This is a genomic window from Microbispora catharanthi, from assembly GCF_006334915.2.
GTDB classification, from domain to species: domain Bacteria; phylum Actinomycetota; class Actinomycetes; order Streptosporangiales; family Streptosporangiaceae; genus Microbispora; species Microbispora catharanthi.
Genome location: NZ_VDMA02000003.1, coordinates 24,830 through 41,407, shown reverse-complemented (window position 1 = coordinate 41,407; position 16,578 = coordinate 24,830). Strand labels below are relative to the sequence as shown.

The following is a 16,578-nucleotide window of genomic DNA, read 5'->3' as shown; positions in this document are numbered from 1 at the left end:
TCAACGCAGCGGGGGCACGGCGTTGCGAGCGCGTTCGAGGGCGAGGTCGGGCCACCAGGTGCCGCCAACGGGGTCCACCTGGTGATGCACCGGATCCTCCGGCCCGGAGCCGCCGCGGAGGCACCGGCCGTTGGACTGGCCGGGATCGCGGATCCACAGGAACGCGTCGGCCAGCTCGCTGCCGGTGTCGGTGGTCGGGCGGGGGCCGATGCCCCTTCCTGGGGGGTTGCACCACAACTGGGGGTCGGCGTACTTGCCCTCGGGAGCCTTCCACACCCCCCTGCCGTTGCGGCTGGTGTCGATGACGAAGTGCGTCAGCGGTGCGTCGGCCGGCACGGCGTCGATGTCGGCACCCGCACACGCGCTTCCGCCCTTGGCGGCGATGAGGTAGACGCAGCGGGAGAGCCTTTCCCCATATCGGAGGAGGCTGTCGGTGTGCTGGAAGTCCGAGCTGTTCAGATAGAAGCCATCAGCCCGCCCTACTGCGGCCTTGACGAGCCGATCGGCCATATCGGCGACGGACTCGGGCCAGCCCTGGATGCCGCCGTCGAGGTAGACGGCCGTGTGCGGCAGCGCCCCCAGGCGGTCGACGGCGTAGCCGAGCTCGCGGTAGCGCTCGGCGGTCCCCGCCGTGCCGCCTGTCTCGCAGTTGTCGGTGCCGGGCACTTTGGTCAGGCTGTTCGGTTCGAGCACGACCACCGCCCGGCCCGCGCCGATGCCGGCCGCGACCTGGTCGATCCAGTCGCGGTACGCCTGCTCGTTCGGCGCCCCGCGATCGGAGCAGTCCGTCAGGGGGATGTAATCGGTGAGGAACACCGGCACGGCGTCGTGGGCCGCGGCGAGCCGCATCGTGGACCTGACGGTGTCCTCGGCCTCGGTGGCCGGTCCGCTCAGATTCACCGAGTGCGGCACCGCGGCGAGGGCGCGCATCAGCGCGGCGTCGGCTTTCCTGCCTTGGGCGTCCCAGGCGTCCGCCTGGCGCTGCGGGTCGGGCTCCTGCTTGTACGCGAACCGTACGCCGGGCTCGCGCAGCGGATTGGCACCGGTGCCGGCGGCGGAAGCGGACGGGAGCGCGGCAGCCACGGAGGCGGCCGACGTGGCGGATGAGGTGGCGGACGAGCCGGACGTTGCCGGGCCCGACGAGGTGCCGAGCCAGGCGGCGGTCACCGCCGCGACCACGGCAAGCGCGCCCGCGCCGGTCCCGATCACCAGGCCGCGGCGGCGTCTCCCACCACCCCCGGGAAGAGTGGCGACGGAAGGTGCCGTAGAACCGGTGAGGGTGTCGAAAATGTCCTGTACGGCCGGTCGTTGTGCCGGGTTCTTGGCCAGGGCGCGGGCGACGAGCGTGCCAAGCGGTCCGTCGAGGCCGGTCAGGTCGGGTTCCCCGTTGACGACTCGGTTGAGCACGACGGGGAGCGATCCGTGACCGAAGGGGGCGTGGCCCGTGCCCGCATAGGTGATCGTGCTCGCCCAGGCGAAGACGTCGGAGGCGGGTGTGAGGGGGCCGCCCTCGAACTGCTCGGGAGACATGAACGAGGGTGTCCCGATGACCGCGCTGCTCATGTGTCCGGCCGTGTCGGTCAGGTGGGCGACGCCGAAGTCGATGACTTTGGGGCCGATGGGGGAGAGCAGGACGTTGCCGGGTTTGAGGTCGCGGTGGATGATGCCGGCGGCGTGGATGGCGCGTAGGGCGGTCGCGATGCTGACGGCCAGTCCGTCCAGGCTTGAGCCGCGTAGCGGTCCGTCCCGTTCGACGGCCTCCCGCAGGGTCGGCCCGGGCACGTACTCGGTGACCAGGTAGACGGTCTCTCCGTCTACTTCGGCGTCGAGGACGGCGGCGGTGCAGAAGCGGGCGACTCGCTTGGCCGCCTCGACCTCGCGGCGGAACCGGCGGCGGAAGTCGGGGTCGGCGGCGATCGTGTGGTGGAGCAGCTTGACCGCCACGCGTGTGCCGTCCGGTGTCTCGCCCAGGTAGACGGTGCCCATCCCGCCCTCGCCCAGCCTGCGCACCAGCCGATAAGGCCCCACCTGGGCCGGGTCACCCGCCCGCAGGCCCGACTCATGCTGCCCGGGTAAGCCCCCCGCCTCGCTGCCGCCGTTCACATCGCCCCCGCTCGGATGTCCGGAAGGTCAGGTCACTATGGATCTTATTGACCGCCGCCGGGCGCGGCCATGGCCGAACACGTGCCGCTACGGTGAAGCCGCGAAGAGGAACGAAGGGGGAGACGATGGGTGACACCCGTACGCGGCTGCTCGAAGGCGCTCTGGAGACCTTGCGGACCCAGGGCATCGCGGGGGCCTCTGCGCGGGCGATCGCCTCCGCGGCCGGGGTCAACCAGGCCCTCGTCTTCTACCACTTCGGCAGCGTGGACGACCTCCTCGCCGCGGCCCTGCGGCACGGGTCGGAACAGCGGGTGGCGGTCTATCGGGCTCGGTTCGCGGCCGTGAACTCCCTGAAGGAACTGCTCGACCTCGGCCGTTCCCTGCACGCCGAGGAGCGCGAGGCGGGGAGCCTGGCCGTGCTCGCCCAGATGCTCGCGGGCAGCCAGATGGACGACAAACTCGCCCCCGCCACCGCGGCCGGCCTCGGCATGTGGGTCGCCGAGGTCGAGGACGTCCTCCACCGAGTGCTGGCCGGCACCCCGCTGACGGAGTTCGTGGACGTCGCCGGGCTGGCCCGCGCCACCGCGGCGGCCTTCGTCGGTCTCGAACTGTACGAGGGCGTCGACAAGGACGGCGCGGAGCGCGCCTTCGACAGCTTGGAGCAGCTCGCCGGCCTGGTCGCCGTCCTGGAGGACATGGGCCCGCTGGTTCGCCGCACGGTCCGCGCCCGCCTCCGCAAGGCCAACGGCGATTGACGAGTCAGCACTGTTCAGAGCCCGGTGCGGTACGCCTCAAGGCGGTCGGCCAGTTCCTTCGGGTGACCGAGCATCGGACAGTGATCACCAGGCATCTCGTCCGGTTGGAAACCGAGACGCTCGGTGACGATCCCGCGCATGAACTCGGCCGGGAAGAAGCGGTCGCCGGCGGCCAGCAGGAACCTGGTCGGCACGTCCGGCCAGGACGCCAGCGGCCACGGCTTGCCGAATGGGGTAGGCGCCTGGTGCCGCTGGTGTCGGGCGACGAACTCGGCGGCCAGGTCGGCCGGGGTGTCATGCAGCACGAGGGAAAGCGTGTCCTCCTCCGTGCCGCCCGGGACGCCTCGGCGCCGGTCGGCTTCCTCCCGTGCCGCCCAGTAGCCGGTGTTGCCCCACCATTCGCCGGGCGACTCGGCGGGAGCCGGGATCTGGGCCTGGAGCATCACGAGCAGGTCGGCAGGCACCCGGTCACACACCAGCGGGCCGGTGAACCCGCCGAACGAGTGGGCGACGACGACCAGACCTGTGCGCCCGCCGATCGCCTCGACCACCGTGTCCGCGTACTCTTCGAGCCCGGCCGACTCGTCGTCGCACGGCAGGTCCGGTGCCACCACGTCGTGGCCCCGGTCTCGTAAAGCGGCCGAGAGCGGTCCCCAATACCAGGAATCGACCGCCGCAGCGTGGATCAACACATAGGTCGCCATTGGACAGCATTCTCCCGATTTGTTGATTTACTCGTTCGCCGTCGTCTCCCACGATGGCCGTAGTTCAGCGCAGTGGAGGGACGGCGTTGCGGGCGCGGTCGAGGGCGAGCACCGACCACCACGTGCCGCCTTGGGGGTCGACCTGGTGATAGACGGGGTCCTGGGGACCGTGGCCGCCTCGCGTGCACTGGCCGTTGGACTGCTCGGGGGAGCGGAGCCACAGGAACGCGTCGGCCAGCTCGCTCCCCGTGTCGGTGGTCGGCCGGATGCCGACGCCCCGGCCCGGTGGGTTGCACCAGATCTGGGGGTCGGCGTACTTGCCCTCCGGCGGCTGCCACACCCCCTTGCCGTTCCTGCTGGTGTCGATGACGAAGTGGGTCAGGGGCGCTCCGGCCGGCACCGCGTCGATCTCGGCGCCGGTGCAGGTGCTCCCTCCGTTGTTCATCTTCAGGTAGAGGCAACGGGACAGACTCTCCCCATACCTGACAAGCTCGTCGGTCTCCTGGAAGTCCGCCGTGTTCAGGTAGAAGCCGTCGGCTCGCTTCACCTTGGCCTTCACGAGCCGGTCGGCGATCTCGACGAGGCTGGGCCAGCCCTTGATGCCGCCGTCGAGGTAGACGGCCGTGTGCGGGAGCTTCCCCAGGCGGTTCACGGCGTACGCGAGCTCGCGGTAGCGCTCGGCCGCGCCCGCCTTGCTCCCCTGGGAGCAACTGTTCGAGCCGGGGAGTCTGGTCAGGCTGTTCGGCTCCAGCACGACCACCGTCCGCGCCTTGCCGATGCCCTTCGCCACGCGGTCGATCCAGTCACGGTAGGACCGCTCGTCCGGCTCCCCCCATTGGGAGCAGTCCTTCATCGGCACGTGATCGGTCACGAACACGGGAACGGCGTGACGGGCGGAGGCCACCCGCACGGTGGACGCGACCGTGCGCCCGGCCTCGGCGGCCGGCATGTTCAGGTTCACGGGATGCGGCACCGCGGCCAGGGCGCGCATCAGCGCGGCGTCGGCCTTCCTGCCCTGCCCGTTCCAGACGCCCGCCTGGCGCTGCGGGTCGGGCTCCTGCTTGTACGCGAACCGTACGCCTGGCTCGCGAAGCGGATTGCCGCCGCTGCCCGTCGGAGCCTTCGATGCGGTGGAGGCGATCGGCGTAGGCTCCTCGGGGATCACCACCGCGGAGCGCGTGGAGGTGGCGGAGGAGGTCGCGGACGCCGAGGCGTGCGGGTCGCCGCCGGAGGGCCATAGGGCGACCACCGTCGCGATCACCGCCAGCCCGGCTACTGCGGCCCCGACCCCGGTCAGCAGCCTGCGGCGGCGTCTGCCGCCCCCCGGCAGTGTCGTGACCCACGACTCTTCAACCGGGGACGAGCCGGTGAGGGCGTCCAGGATGTCCTGTACGGCCGGTCGTTGTGCCGGGTTCTTGGCCAGGGCGCGGGCGACGAGCGTGCCCAGCGGTCCGTCGAGGCCGGTCAGGTCGGGTTCCCCGTTGATGACCCGGTTGATGACGACCGGCAGCGGTCCGTTGCCGAAGGGGGCGTGGCCCGTGCCGGCGTACGCGATCGTGCTCGCCCAGGCGAAGACGTCGGAGGCGGGTGTGAGGGGGCCGCCCTCGAACTGCTCGGGAGACATGAACGAGGGTGTCCCGACGACCGCGCTGCTGTGCGTGGCGGTGTCCGACAAGTGGGCCACGCCGAAGTCGATGACTTTGGGGCCGATGGGGGAGAGCAGGACGTTGCCGGGTTTGAGGTCGCGGTGGATGATGCCGGCGGCGTGGATGGCGCGTAGGGCGGTCGCGATGCTGACGGCGAGCCCGTCCAGGCTTGAGCCGCGTAGCGGTCCGTCCCGTTCGACGGCCTCCCGCAGGGTGGGCCCTGGGACGTACTCGGTGACCAGGTAGACGGTCTCTCCGTCCATTTCGGCGTCCAGGACGGCGGCGGTGCAGAAGCGGGCGACCCGTTTGGCCGCCTCGACCTCGCGGCGGAACCGGCGGCGGAAGTCGGGGTCGGCGGCGATCGTGTGGTGGAGCAGCTTGACCGCCACGCGTGTGCCGTCCGGTGTCTCGCCCAGGTAGACGGTGCCCATCCCGCCCTCGCCCAGCCTGCGCACCAGCCGATAAGGCCCCACCTGGTGCGGGTCGCCGGTACGCAGGTCGGCCGGGTGCTGTGGGCCGGACGGCCACCCGGGGCCGGACTCGTGCCCGTCACCGAAACCGCGTAAGCCCCCCGCCCCGCTGCCGCCGTTCACATCGCCCCCGCTGGAATGCTTTTCGACAGATCGACAAGGATCCTATTGACCGCCGCCGGGCGCGGCCATCGCCCAGCACTGGGGCCGCTGTCGTCCGTTCAGCGGCTGCGGCGGTCGTTCTCGCGGTCGGCGTCGTCCTTCCCACCGTGGTCGAGGCCGATGAACTGTCGCATGTACGCCTGGTAGGCGTCGGCCCGGACTCTGGCCGACGGCGATTGAACGCCTCGGACGATGCTCTCAGGAATGCCGCCGGAACCGGGCCGCCTGGACTTGTAGTCCCGCAGTCGCTCCTTATGCTCGTCCGCCCAGTCGTGAAGCGCCCCGATGCGGGCGAAATAGAACGCCGCGGCCAGCAAGGGAGTGACGAGAACCGTTGTCGCGATGACGCCGATGTCGTGAAGGAGCACCCCAAGGATCAGGAGGGCTGCGACCACGGCGCCGGCTCTGATCAGACCCCTCCGAACGCTTCCGGGGTCGGCCCGGGCCTCCTCGGCCCATTCGCGCATGCGCCGCAGCGGAGGCTGGTACGCCGCGCCGAGCCGTATGACTCTTGGTAGCCAGCCCGCGTACGCCGCCAGGGTCAGCGCGACGAGATACCAGGACAGCGTCGCGGCGATGTCCGGCCGAGCCCAGCCCCACATGATCCAGGCCACCGGGATCGTGGCCGCGCCCCAGGTCCCGAGCCACAGCGCCGCGCGGATGACCGCTCCCGATCGGGCGGTGGGCGAGAGCCGCCGGCTCTCATAGTCGGCCCACTGCCGGTCCCGCAGAGCGGAGGCGGCGTCCAGCGCGGTCATCGCCTGCTGGTTCTGCCGGTCGACCGCCGCCTGCCGACGCCGCTGTTCCGCCTGGGCCGCGGCGAAGGCGGTGAAGTCGGCGCGCACGAGCCACCCGATAGGGGTGTCGGAGCCGCCATCCCGCGCGCGCAACCAGTCGTACCAGGTGATCTCACCAGTGGGGGGTGGTGCCACGCTCTCGCAGCCGGCGCGCAACCACGTCTTGCTCTCCGAGTAGGGCAGAAGGGCCGCCAGCAGCAGCCCGCGCGCCCCGCTCCCGGCCCACTCCCGGGCTTCGGGTGGCAGGTCGGGCACCCGAGCGGCCAGCTGCCGCCACGAATCCCAGACCTCGTCCCAGGTCCGTTGCGTTCCGCGGAGCGCGCTCAGCACAGTGAATCTGGAGAGGGCGTCCAATAAGCCGCCCTCGCAGAGGTCGCGGTAGAGCTCCCATTCGGGGCCGCTTTCGCGCAGACGACCGATCCTGAGCGCCTCGGAAAGCGACTCCGGGGTCACGACCGTTCCTCGCCAGACGGCTTCTCCCTCCGGATCGAGCCAGCCCAGCAGGTGAAGCAGTTTCAGGTCAGCCGGGAGTCCGTCGTCTCGGAGCCGATGGTCGATGAGTTCGATCTGAGCGGTCAGGTCATCGGCGGTGAGACCGTCGAGCTCGTGCAGCCAGGCGAGAAGGCTGAGCCAACCGTCGGAGGGTGCGCCGGTCGTGGCGGCGCCCTCGAAGAACTGACGCCTCGCGGCGGTCCAGTCGCCGCGGATGGCGGCGGCCAGTTCTTCTCGGGTCGTAACCGCCACACCTGCGAGGACCAGCGGGCGGCGCTGCGGCGCCGGCTGATGGATGTGATTGATCTGGACGTTGCGATCGCCGAGCTGGAAGGGGGCCGGGCCGTGGAAGACGTTTCCCGATACTCCGTCTCTTCCTGATTCGGAGTCGCGGGTCATGCCCTCGGCCCGAAGTGGTTGTCCTGACGGTTGCGGTCCCCGACCTGAAACGCGGTCGGTCCATGGAAAACGTTCCCCGACACTCCTCCCACGGACGCGTGACGAGCCTCGTCGGCGATGTCGTTCAGTTCGTGGGCGATCCGTTCGCGTTCGGCCTCGCCGAGACTCTCCAGCAGCATCTCGAATCGGGCCGTCCAGGACGCCTCCTGCCGGGCCCGCATCAGCGCCGCCTCCCCCGGGGCGAGTGAGGCGAGATCCGTCGCGGTCTGATCCAGCCGCATCAATTCCGCCTGCTCACGTTCGGGATCGTCGCGGCCGAGTACATGCGCCACCCGCTGCCGCACGCTCACCCACACGTCAGTGCCCGCGGCCTGCACCACCGCGGTTCCGCCCGCCGCGGCCACCGCTGCCAGCCATTCGACCAGCATTTTCGGCCTCCTCACATGTTTTCATGACACTTTATATCTGGCCATGGTGAGGTCGCCGGATGTCCCGACATGAAAATCGGCCCGGAAAACGGGGCCGCCTAATTCGGCTGACCGCGCCCCGCGATCGACACCGAGAGGTGTTACTGCACGCAGAGAGCGGACACGGTCACGTCGTAGATGTACCAGCTTCCGGTAGGAGTCACGTACACATAGTTCACGGCGGTCGTCTGATAGCCGGTGCAGTCGCCTCCGGCCGCGAGGATGGCGGCACGGGCCGCTGCCGCGCCGTTCTGCACAGCCGCCGAGTACGTGCTCGCCTCACCGCGAGCCGTCGCGGTGCGCGACACGGTGTAGGAGGGCGGTGGCGGCGCGGGAGCGCACAGGCCGGTCGCGGTTCCGCTGTACTGGTAGCCACCTCCGCTCGGTACGACGTACACGAGGGTGGCCGACGAGGTCACGTTCGTGCAGACCTCCCCCAGTTGGGTGGCCAGATTGGCGAGGGCGGTGCGGGCGCTCGCCTGGGCCGCCGCCGAAGCCGTGGCCTGCGTCTGGCCCCATGCCGAGCCGGTCGCCGTCCGCCAGGTGTCGGCGTGGGCCGCCGCCGGGCTGAGGCCGATCCCCGCCGCGACGAGCGCCACCAGGATCATCAATCGCCCGGCGAGCGAACCACGCCGGGATTTCCCGTACGGTTCATCGTGCTGAGTCATTCGCGCCTCCTATGAGCGCCTGATGCATAGCGACAGTGCAGGATGTGCTCTGATCCCCGCTTATGGGCGTGATCTCGGGGCGCGCGAAGTCATCGTAGATTTGCCGTTTTCCGGCGGCCATCCTCGGCGGCGTGGGCGGCATGGACGTGCTGGTGGGCGATCTCGGCCGATGAAAGTTTCCGCACCCTCGTCCCGAGCCCGTAGTGGCTCACACAGTGGGGTCCAGCTGCCGCCATCGGCCGGGGTCGTTGAGCCGTTGCAGTCGTAGCGCCTCGTCGTGGTAGCCACGACGGGCGTCGTCCTCCGTGCGGAAGGCCAGGGGCCTGCCGCGGGGCTCCGACGACGTCACGTACCAGCCGCCGTACTCGCAGCCGCTCGGCAGTCGGCCCAGGGTGATCTGGAAGGACTTGCGCGGATCGGCGGCGGCGAACTCCCATCGGGTCACCGGTTCGAGACCGGAGCAGGTGGACAGCCACCCCGGGGGCAGCTCCCCGCCCCCCGCTTCCGCCCGCTCGGCCGCCAAGCGTGCCAGTTCCCGGGGAGCGACCAGCAGGTACGCCGCCAGGACGCGTGACGCCTTCGACAGCCCATATTCGGCGGACAGGTCGCGGTCGACCTCGTCCCAGTGGGTGCCGACCACCCGCCCCAGCTCCAGCGCGTCGAGCCTGCCCGACATCAGCTCCTCGCGGACCGGAAGGATGTCCCGAAGCCATCCCGTGCCCGACTCGTGCAGGTTGAACAGCTCGGAGTCCTCGGCGTACATGCTGAACCGCAGGAGCAGGTCGTCGTCGCTCGTTTCCATGCGCAGGCCTTGAAGCACGTCGCCGTGCAGGTGCGGGGCGACGGCCTGCGCCGGCAGCGCCTCGCCGGGGATCCGGAAGGCGACCGTACGGGGACCGTCGTTGTCGAAGAACAGCCAGGCGTCGAACGTCTGCTCGACGAATTCCTCCATCTCCCGCGTGTAGTCGTCCCAATCCACGGATGCGGAGAAATGGTCGGCCGTCACCATCGGCTGCCCGGGCAGCATCCGCAGCACCGACTGCGTGTTCTCGTCGAGAACACGGCCGAGCACCACGGCCTCGATGTATCTGTAGTGACGACGTTCGTTCCGGTATTTGCGCCTGCCCATGCCTGCACTCCCTGGGAACGCTCCGTCCGACGTACTGTAACGATCACGCGAATCGAACGGGCGGAATCAGGCGCAAAAGGGCCGGACGCCGCGCAGGTCAGTTCGTCAGCGTGGCCGCCAGCAGCTCGCGCAACGCGATCGGCTTACGACCGAGCAGCTCCCCGAGGGCGGGGCCGGCCTCGGCGAACTCTCCCCGACGGCTGGCCTCGAACATGCCCAGCAAGAAGCGGGCCTGCTGCTCGGGCGCGCCGTGCGACACCATGCCCGCGACCCACTCGTCGTCCGGGACGGTGACGCGGGTGATCACGCGTCCCGTCAGGTCGGAGGCGATCGCGGCGACGTCCGCGAGGTCGAGTGACTCGGGACCGGTCAGCGGCGGGGTGATCCCGTCGAGCCGGCCCTCCTCCGTCAGCGCGACGGCGGCCACCTCGGTGAGGTCGGCGTGGGCGGTCCAGGAGACCGGGCCGTCCTCGGGGGCGACGAGTGTGCCGCTCTGCAGCGCCTGACTCACGAAATGGACCGCGGTGGTCGCGTAGAAGCCGTTGCGCAGCGCGGTGAACGCGACCCCGGATGCGCGCAGGTCCTGCTCGGTTTCGGCGTGGGACGGCATCGGGGCGAAAGGGGAGGCCGGGTTCGCGCCCATGTGGCTTGTGTAGAGGATCCGCTCGGCGCCCGCGGCCCTGGCGGCCTCGATCGCCGTCCGGTGCGGGCGGGCGTCCGCCGGGCCGGAGACGACCAACACCTGCGACGCGCCCTCGAACGCGTGCGCCAGGCTCGCGGGGTCGTCGAAGTCGCCCTGCCGGACTCGTACGCCGAGGTCCACCAGGTCCTGGGCCTTGAGGGGGTCGCGGACGCTGACGCCGATCCGGTCGGCGGGGAGACGCGCGAGCAGGCGCTCGACGACGCCGCGGCCGAGCCGGCCGGTCGCTCCGGTGATGACGATCACGATCCACTCCTTGCTATCGGCGATATCGGCTGAACGCTAACACTGGAAAATCGCCGATAGCAACAAGCTGATATCGTTGGAAGCATGAGCGATCCGGAGAGCGAGGCGGCGAGCGGCCGCGACAGGACGCGGGCCCACATCGTGTCGGTCGCGGCCCGGTTGCTCGCGAGCGGCGGGCGCGACGCCCTCTCGACCAGAGCGGTGGCCGCCGCGGCGGGGACACAGGCCCCGACGATCTACCGGCTGTTCGGCGACAAGGAGGGCCTGCTCGACGCGGTCGCCGAGTATGGCTTCAGCTCATATCTGCAGGACAAGAAGGCGAGCCCGCCTGCCGACGACCCGGTCGAGGCGTTGCGCGCCGGATGGGACCTGCACGTCGGCTTCGGGCTGGCGAATCCCGCCTTGTTCTCGCTCATGTACGGCGATCCCACGCCGGGACGGCAGTCGCCCGCCGCCGTCGCCGCCTTCCGCATGCTGGGGGAGCGCATCCGCGCCATCGCCGCCGCCGGCCGGCTGAAGGTCGGCGAGCGCCTGGCGGCGGACCTCGTGCACGCCGCGGGCTGCGGCACGGTCTTCACGCTGCTCGCCCTGCCCGAGGAGCGGCGTGACCCGCGCCTGTCGGAGGTGGCCCGCGACGCGGTGACAGCCGCCATCACCACCGATGCCCCCGCGGTCGAAACCCCCGGACCCGCCACGGCGGCGATGGCACTGCGCGCCGCGCTGCCCGACGCCACGGCTCTCACCGACGGGGAACGTCACGTGCTCGGCGAATGGCTCGACCGCCTCGCGGCGGACGGATCCGCCTGACAACTCCGCGTAGGGGACCGGGATCAGCGTGCCGCGCCGGTCTCGGCGTACTCGAGCAGGAGTTCCCGGCGCAGCCGGGTCAGGTACGTCTCGCTGCCTGCGGACGAGCGGCTGTAGCGGTCGATGTCGTGGAGGGTGCGCCAGCCCGGTAGCCGCTTCTGGGTAAGACGCAGGAGACCCATCCCGGCCACGGAGCCGGCGCCGCCGTCGGCGGAGCGCAGGATGGCGGGTGCGGAGGCGAGTATGGCGTCCACCTGGGCGAAGCCGTCCTCGACCTGGCGGGTCACCTCGTCGATCGCCTCCTGCCTGGAGCAGCCGGTCTCGTGGCGGAGCACCCTGACCAGGTTGTAGGGAGCGCCGACGGCCTCGTCCTCGTCCAGGGTCCGCAGGTCGTTCTCCGCGAGAGCCGCGGCCGTGGCGACGTCCAGCAGTCGCCGGAAGAGCGGATGGTCGCGTACCGCCGGCTCGAACTCCCTGCCGTACGTGATCTCGACACTGTCCAGGAAGACGGGCGCCCCGGAGCTCCCCAGGCGCAGCGCGAACTGGTCCCGCAGGCTGGGGATGAACCCGCTGAGCCGGTGGCATGCCTCCCGCTCGGCCGCCTCCAGCCATTCCTCGAGGTGGCCGAGAGCGCGCGTCCGCCATGAGCGCGGCTGGATCAGACGGATCCGCTCCCATGCCTGAGCCATGGCCGTGGCGACCGCTCCGCCGGTCGGCGGGGTGTCGTCGAGCCCGCGGACGAGGCGGGTGAGCCGGTGTCGCAGCCGGACGATCTCGCCAGGGTCGGCGAGACCTGGCTCGTCGAAGAGGTCGTCGACGACGGCGATCACCAGCATCCACCGGGCCAATGTCTCGGCCTGTTCGGCGTCGGCGTCCGGCCAGAACCGTGCGGCGGTCGAGGCCATGGCGTTCCATCGCGGGTGGCGGGCCTCCTCAGGCGTGGCCGCCAGCCCGGTGTGCAGCAACCAGGCGTCCAACCGCTCCTGTACGCGCTCCTTTTCCCCGGCCGGGACGCCGGCCCGAGCGGAAGCCGGAGCGAGAGAGGGAACGGGAGAGGGGGCGGGCACGGTGACGGGTGCCGGGGCGGCCTTTCCACCGGAACCCATGACCGACCGCACGTAGCCGGCGAGCCCCTCACGTGATCGCGGATCGCCGAGGCCCCGGAGCTGCAGGAGATCGAGTCGCCGGAGAGCCGTCTCCATGTGGGAGTCCGCGACCTGCCGAGCTTCCTCCACGGCTCCGCAGGACAGGACCAGTTGCCGCGCGCGCTCGGCGTCGGCCGAGGTCAGGCCACGGCGCAGCAGCCGGGCGAGCGCGGGTTCGCGGCCCAGGGCCCTGATCACGGGGAGCGTGTAGACGCCTTCCGTGATGTCGGAGTTGGCCGGTTTTCCGAGCTCCCCGGTCGTCGCGGTCAGGTCGAGGATGTCGTCGCGCACCTGGTAGGCCAGGCCGAGATGCCAGCCGAACCGCGCCAGCTCCTCCTCCGCCTCGGGGTCCCGCCCGGCCTGCATGGCGCCCAGCCTGCAGGCCAGGGACAGTAACTCGGCCGTCTTGGCGCCGGTCACCTCCAGATAGGCCTCCTCCGTGCGGGAGAGCAGGAAGCGGTCGGCCGTCTCGGCGATCATTCCCGAGCAGGTGCGCTGGGCGGTCTCGGCGACCATCAGGGCCTCACGCCGGCCCAGCTCGGACAGGATCCGGCTGGCGCTGATGAACAGGAGGTCCCCGGCCAGGACCGCCAGGCGCGCACCCCACACGATGTTGACGCTCGGCCTGCCTCTGCGCTGCCGCGCGTCGTCGATGACGTCGTCGTGGTAGAGCGATGCCATGTGCAGCAGTTCGACGGCCGCCGCGGCCTTCACGGCGCGGACGTCGGCGGCCCGTCCCGGCCCGGCGAGCACGTAGTACGACAGCAGTGCCAGGGTGGGCCGGATCAGGTGACGGTGACCGGCCGGCTGCCTGGTCAGCGGGGCCAGCTCGGAGCGGCTCGGCACGTCCGCCATGCCGACGATCTCCCGCACCCGATCCAGGTCGGACTCCAGGGCGGGGAAGGCACGAGAAACGCTCTCAGATGTCACGGATACTCCAGACGGGGACTCATGAATGCGCCGTCACCGGCCCGCCCACCGGCTGGTGCGCGCGCGTGCGGCCGGCGAAAGCGGAGATGCCGAGGATCACCGTGCCCAGCGCCCAGCACACGGCCGGGCCGACGGCGTTCCAGGGCACCGTGTCCATGGCCACGGCCGCGACGGCCGCCTGCATCGGGCCGTAGTCGGGCAGATAACGCACCAGGGCGCTGGCCGCGGCGGGGGTGGCGAGGGGGCTCTGCAGGGCCAGGTCGATCGAGCAGATCACGGTGACGAGGACCAAGCCGGCCAGGTCGCTGGTCAGCACCGCGGCGAGCGCGATGCCGATCCCTCCGTAGATCAGCGCCCCGCCGGCGAGGGCGGCGGCGAGCAGCAGGGGCTGCGCGGTCGGATGGGTCAGGCAGATCAGGCCGGTCGCGTAGAGCGCGACGCAGAGTGCGACCACCGCCAGGGCGGTGAGCTTCGCGGCGATCAGGCACAGCTGGGGGAAACCGGATCGCACCAGCCGGCGGTCGAAGGACGCCGAGTTCATCGTGGTCACGAACATCATGAACCCGGTGATCAACGCCAGGATCTGCAGCGCCCCGCCGAGCTGGTTGAGGACGTCGGCCGGCACCGTGACGGTCCGGTCGGCGGCCCGGACGTAGAACGGGAGCGGGATCTCCAGGGACAGGGCGTAGATGAGGATCGCCCACACCGGGATGAAGACCACGATGATCACTAATGCCAGCCGGTTGCGCAGGTGCTCCACGAACGTCATGCGCACGGCGGTGGCGTAGCAGGCCCAATGGCGTCTCACGGCGCGGCCGCCCTGTCTCCGCCACTGGCGATCACGCGTTCCCGCTCGCGCAGCACGCCGCCCTCCAGCCGATGCAACATGTCGAGCCGAGCCGCGTCGTAGGCGAGATGGGAGACCACCAGCACCGAGCGGCCACGCGCGCGCAGTTCCTCGGCCAGGTCCCAGAACCGTACGTACGTCTCCCAGTCGAAGCCCTGGTAGGGCTCGTCGAGCAGGAGCACGTCCGGGTCGTGCATCAGAGCCAGGACGAGGTTGAGCTTCTGCCGTGTGCCACCGCTCAGCGTGGCGGGGCGGGCTTGGCGGGAGCCGGAGAACCGCAGCGCCTCCATCAGCTCCTCGGCCCTGCACAGGCTCTCCAGGCCGTAGGCGACCTGGAAGAACCGCAGGTGCTGCTCGACCGTGAACGCGTCGTGCAGCACCGTCTCCTGCGGACAGTGACCGATGCGCCCGCCGTGGCGCACCGACCCGCCGTCCGGCCGCAGGTCGCCCGCGAGGACGCGCAGCAGAGTGGTCTTGCCCGCGCCGTTCTCCCCGACGATCCCCACCACCCGGCCGGGCGGCAGATCGAGATCCACTCCATGCAGGACCGGGCGACCCCGGTAGCTCTTCCGTACGTCCCGCACCCGCAGCACGGGCTCATCCGACGGCATTCAGCACCCTTCCCCACCCGGTCCCGCGTCGGCTACTTCGATGCGTCGACGGCGATGAAGGCGACCGTGCCGCTGCCCTGGGCGCTGCTCACGCCCTTGCTTGAGCACTGGCTGATGTCCGAGGTGGGAGCGGCCTTCCCCGCGATCCGCTTGCCCTTCAGCTTTCCTTGGGTGACCTCGCCGACCAGCATCATGTCGCCAGGGTTGTACGCGTTGATCGCGTCGAGGTTGGGACGGACCGTGGAGGTGCCCAGCGTCTGGCCCTGGGCGTCCTTCCAGGTGATGGTGCCCGTGCCGGCGACGTCCTGGACGCTCGTGCAGGACGCCTGCCCGGTGCCCTTGAAGGTGGCCGTCCCCGAGCGGAGGTTGGGGAAGCTCCCGTCGGGAGAGGCGCAGTTGGTGAGCGTCACGGTGCCCTTGGCGGTCACCGCGCGGGCCTCCTTGCCCACCGCGGGGTCGGCGGTGATCGGCTGGCCGTTGGTGCTCACCGCGCACGTCAGCACGGTGTGGCCGCCCGGCTGCTTCGGCGAGGGGTCGGCGACCGGCCTGGTGCTCTGGCTACCGCCACTCGACGCACCCTCGGCGACCGACGGGACGACCGTCAGGGCCAGGCCCAGCACACCCGCCGCGGCGGCGCCGAGACCGCAGGTCAGGTACACGCGAGATCGAGATACGTTCATGGACTTCCCCCCGAGTGATTGCTGTCGGCAATCTACTTATCACATTGAGTAACGGGAGGGTCGGCGGCTCGGCACGGCTCACGCGCCGCGCCCCTCATCGATACCGGTACGTGTGTTAGCGTTGGTACATGTCTATGAAGAGGACGAACGTTTACGCCGACCCTGAGGACCTTGCCCTCATCAAGGAGGCTGCGAAGCGCCGGGGCATTCCGGAGGCGGAGATCATCCGTGAGGGAATCCACTTGGCTGCGATGGCGAACCGTGTGTGGGACGAGCCGTTGGACTGGCCGACCTTCGAAGGCAGCGGCGAGCCGGTCACCAACGATGAGATCACATCGGTGGTGGCCAAGAGGGCCGTCGGCGGGTGATCGTCATCGCGGACACATCCGGCATCATCGCCGCCTCTGATAGAGATGCGGCCGAGAGTACCGATTGTCAGAGCATCCTCCGTGAGGCCGGGACAGTAGTCATCTCTCCTTTGGTGTTGGCGGAAGTCGACCACCTGGCCAAGGTTCGTTTCGGCTCTGCCGCTCGCGCGCAGATCATCGCCTTCATCCTCTCCAATGCGCGCCGTCTGCGCTTTCAGGTCCCGGAAGTCTCGACCGAGGTCCTGGAGGCGGCATGTGCGGTGCGGCACCGCTATGCGTCAATGGACCTGGACCTCGCCGACGCGGTCAATGTCGTGCTGGCCGCGGAGTTCCGGACGGACGCCATGCTCACGCTGGACCGGCGTGATTTCCGCGCGGTGCGCCCTCTGACACCGCACAAGGCATTCCGGCTGCTGCCGGACGACATGTAGCTCCCGGTCGAGCATCGGCAG

17 protein-coding genes are annotated in these 16,578 nt (G+C 70.4%); 5 read left to right on the top strand and 12 right to left on the bottom strand.

Annotated features, from left to right (window positions below):
- Positions 1–2,103, bottom strand: coding sequence for a glycoside hydrolase family 6 protein (locus tag FH610_RS05930; protein ID WP_139573290.1), 2,103 nt, complete (start codon positions 2,101–2,103; stop codon positions 1–3).
- 125 nt (positions 2,104–2,228) lie between these two features.
- On the opposite strand from FH610_RS05930, the gene FH610_RS05925 reads away from it, so the two are divergent.
- Positions 2,229–2,858: a TetR family transcriptional regulator gene (locus FH610_RS05925; RefSeq protein WP_139573289.1), complete on the top strand. Its 630-nt coding sequence runs from the start codon at positions 2,229–2,231 to the stop codon at positions 2,856–2,858.
- Positions 2,859–2,872: 14 nt separating this feature from the next.
- Here the strand turns inward: FH610_RS05925 and FH610_RS05920 are convergent, their stop codons facing one another.
- The 3 genes from FH610_RS05920 to FH610_RS05910 form a co-directional block, all read right to left on the bottom strand.
- On the bottom strand, positions 2,873–3,562 hold the full coding sequence (locus FH610_RS05920; protein WP_139573288.1) for an alpha/beta fold hydrolase: 690 nt from the start codon (positions 3,560–3,562) through the stop codon (positions 2,873–2,875).
- Between the two features lie 64 nt (positions 3,563–3,626).
- Positions 3,627–5,801, bottom strand: a complete 2,175-nt coding sequence (locus FH610_RS05915; protein ID WP_139573287.1) for a glycoside hydrolase family 6 protein — start codon at positions 5,799–5,801, stop codon at positions 3,627–3,629.
- A 98-nt stretch (positions 5,802–5,899) separates the two neighbouring features.
- Positions 5,900–7,090 (bottom strand): hypothetical protein, encoded by a 1,191-nt coding sequence (locus FH610_RS05910; RefSeq protein ID WP_139573286.1) that lies wholly within the window; start codon positions 7,088–7,090, stop codon positions 5,900–5,902.
- A 51-nt stretch (positions 7,091–7,141) separates the two neighbouring features.
- Here FH610_RS05910 and FH610_RS05905 point away from each other — a divergent pair, with 51 nt between their 5' ends.
- Positions 7,142–7,510: a hypothetical protein gene (locus FH610_RS05905; protein WP_139573285.1), complete on the top strand. Its 369-nt coding sequence runs from the start codon at positions 7,142–7,144 to the stop codon at positions 7,508–7,510.
- Positions 7,511–7,524: 14 nt separating this feature from the next.
- Here the strand turns inward: FH610_RS05905 and FH610_RS05900 are convergent, their stop codons facing one another.
- The 4 genes from FH610_RS05900 to FH610_RS05885 all read right to left on the bottom strand — a co-directional run bounded on the left by FH610_RS05900 (position 7,525) and on the right by FH610_RS05885 (position 10,738).
- Complete coding sequence (locus tag FH610_RS05900) at positions 7,525–7,956, bottom strand: hypothetical protein (protein ID WP_139573284.1); 432 nt, start codon at positions 7,954–7,956, stop codon at positions 7,525–7,527.
- 140 nt (positions 7,957–8,096) lie between these two features.
- Positions 8,097–8,663 carry a hypothetical protein gene (locus FH610_RS05895; protein WP_139573283.1) on the bottom strand — a complete coding sequence of 189 codons (567 nt, stop codon included), beginning with the start codon at positions 8,661–8,663 and terminating at the stop codon, positions 8,097–8,099.
- A gap of 208 nt (positions 8,664–8,871) precedes the next feature.
- Complete coding sequence (locus tag FH610_RS05890; RefSeq protein WP_139573282.1) at positions 8,872–9,792, bottom strand: hypothetical protein; 921 nt, start codon at positions 9,790–9,792, stop codon at positions 8,872–8,874.
- Between the two features lie 97 nt (positions 9,793–9,889).
- Positions 9,890–10,738: an NAD(P)H-binding protein gene (locus FH610_RS05885; protein WP_139573281.1), complete on the bottom strand. Its 849-nt coding sequence runs from the start codon at positions 10,736–10,738 to the stop codon at positions 9,890–9,892.
- Positions 10,739–10,822: 84 nt separating this feature from the next.
- Here FH610_RS05885 and FH610_RS05880 point away from each other — a divergent pair, with 84 nt between their 5' ends.
- Positions 10,823–11,545, top strand: a complete 723-nt coding sequence (locus tag FH610_RS05880; protein ID WP_139573280.1) for a TetR/AcrR family transcriptional regulator — start codon at positions 10,823–10,825, stop codon at positions 11,543–11,545.
- Positions 11,546–11,568: 23 nt separating this feature from the next.
- Here FH610_RS05880 and FH610_RS05875 read toward each other — a convergent pair whose 3' ends face one another.
- From FH610_RS05875 to FH610_RS05860, 4 genes are read right to left on the bottom strand one after another with little or no spacing between them, the layout of a single operon-like run.
- Positions 11,569–13,620: a polyprenyl synthetase family protein gene (locus tag FH610_RS05875; RefSeq protein WP_139573279.1), complete on the bottom strand. Its 2,052-nt coding sequence runs from the start codon at positions 13,618–13,620 to the stop codon at positions 11,569–11,571.
- A gap of 19 nt (positions 13,621–13,639) precedes the next feature.
- Positions 13,640–14,428: an ABC transporter permease gene (locus FH610_RS05870; RefSeq protein WP_139573278.1), complete on the bottom strand. Its 789-nt coding sequence runs from the start codon at positions 14,426–14,428 to the stop codon at positions 13,640–13,642.
- On the bottom strand, positions 14,425–15,078 hold the full coding sequence (locus FH610_RS05865; RefSeq protein WP_139573277.1) for an ABC transporter ATP-binding protein: 654 nt from the start codon (positions 15,076–15,078) through the stop codon (positions 14,425–14,427). Before FH610_RS05865 ends, FH610_RS05870 begins: the two co-directional genes overlap by 4 nt.
- A gap of 32 nt (positions 15,079–15,110) precedes the next feature.
- Positions 15,111–15,758: a hypothetical protein gene (locus FH610_RS05860; RefSeq protein WP_139573276.1), complete on the bottom strand. Its 648-nt coding sequence runs from the start codon at positions 15,756–15,758 to the stop codon at positions 15,111–15,113.
- 128 nt (positions 15,759–15,886) lie between these two features.
- Here FH610_RS05860 and FH610_RS05855 point away from each other — a divergent pair, with 128 nt between their 5' ends.
- Both FH610_RS05855 and FH610_RS05850 read left to right on the top strand, forming a co-directional pair.
- Positions 15,887–16,126 (top strand): ribbon-helix-helix domain-containing protein, encoded by a 240-nt coding sequence (locus tag FH610_RS05855; RefSeq protein WP_139573275.1) that lies wholly within the window; start codon positions 15,887–15,889, stop codon positions 16,124–16,126.
- Positions 16,123–16,557, top strand: a complete 435-nt coding sequence (locus FH610_RS05850; RefSeq protein ID WP_139573274.1) for a PIN domain-containing protein — start codon at positions 16,123–16,125, stop codon at positions 16,555–16,557. Before FH610_RS05855 ends, FH610_RS05850 begins: the two co-directional genes overlap by 4 nt.
- Positions 16,558–16,578: the final 21 nt, after the last annotated feature.

What these genes read in the sequence shown, in the direction of transcription:
- FH610_RS05925 (WP_139573289.1), top strand. Translation starts at nt 2,229, where the DNA reads ATGGGTGACACCCGTACGCGGCTGCTCGAAGGCGCTCTGGAGACCTTG.
- FH610_RS05920 (WP_139573288.1), bottom strand. Translation starts at nt 3,562, where the DNA reads ATGGCGACCTATGTGTTGATCCACGCTGCGGCGGTCGATTCCTGGTAT.
- FH610_RS05900 (WP_139573284.1), bottom strand. Translation starts at nt 7,956, where the DNA reads ATGCTGGTCGAATGGCTGGCAGCGGTGGCCGCGGCGGGCGGAACCGCG.
- FH610_RS05895 (WP_139573283.1), bottom strand. Translation starts at nt 8,663, where the DNA reads ATGACTCAGCACGATGAACCGTACGGGAAATCCCGGCGTGGTTCGCTC.
- FH610_RS05890 (WP_139573282.1), bottom strand. Translation starts at nt 9,792, where the DNA reads ATGGGCAGGCGCAAATACCGGAACGAACGTCGTCACTACAGATACATC.
- FH610_RS05880 (WP_139573280.1), top strand. Translation starts at nt 10,823, where the DNA reads ATGAGCGATCCGGAGAGCGAGGCGGCGAGCGGCCGCGACAGGACGCGG.
- FH610_RS05865 (WP_139573277.1), bottom strand. Translation starts at nt 15,078, where the DNA reads ATGCCGTCGGATGAGCCCGTGCTGCGGGTGCGGGACGTACGGAAGAGC.
- FH610_RS05860 (WP_139573276.1), bottom strand. Translation starts at nt 15,758, where the DNA reads ATGAACGTATCTCGATCTCGCGTGTACCTGACCTGCGGTCTCGGCGCC.
- FH610_RS05855 (WP_139573275.1), top strand. Translation starts at nt 15,887, where the DNA reads ATGTCTATGAAGAGGACGAACGTTTACGCCGACCCTGAGGACCTTGCC.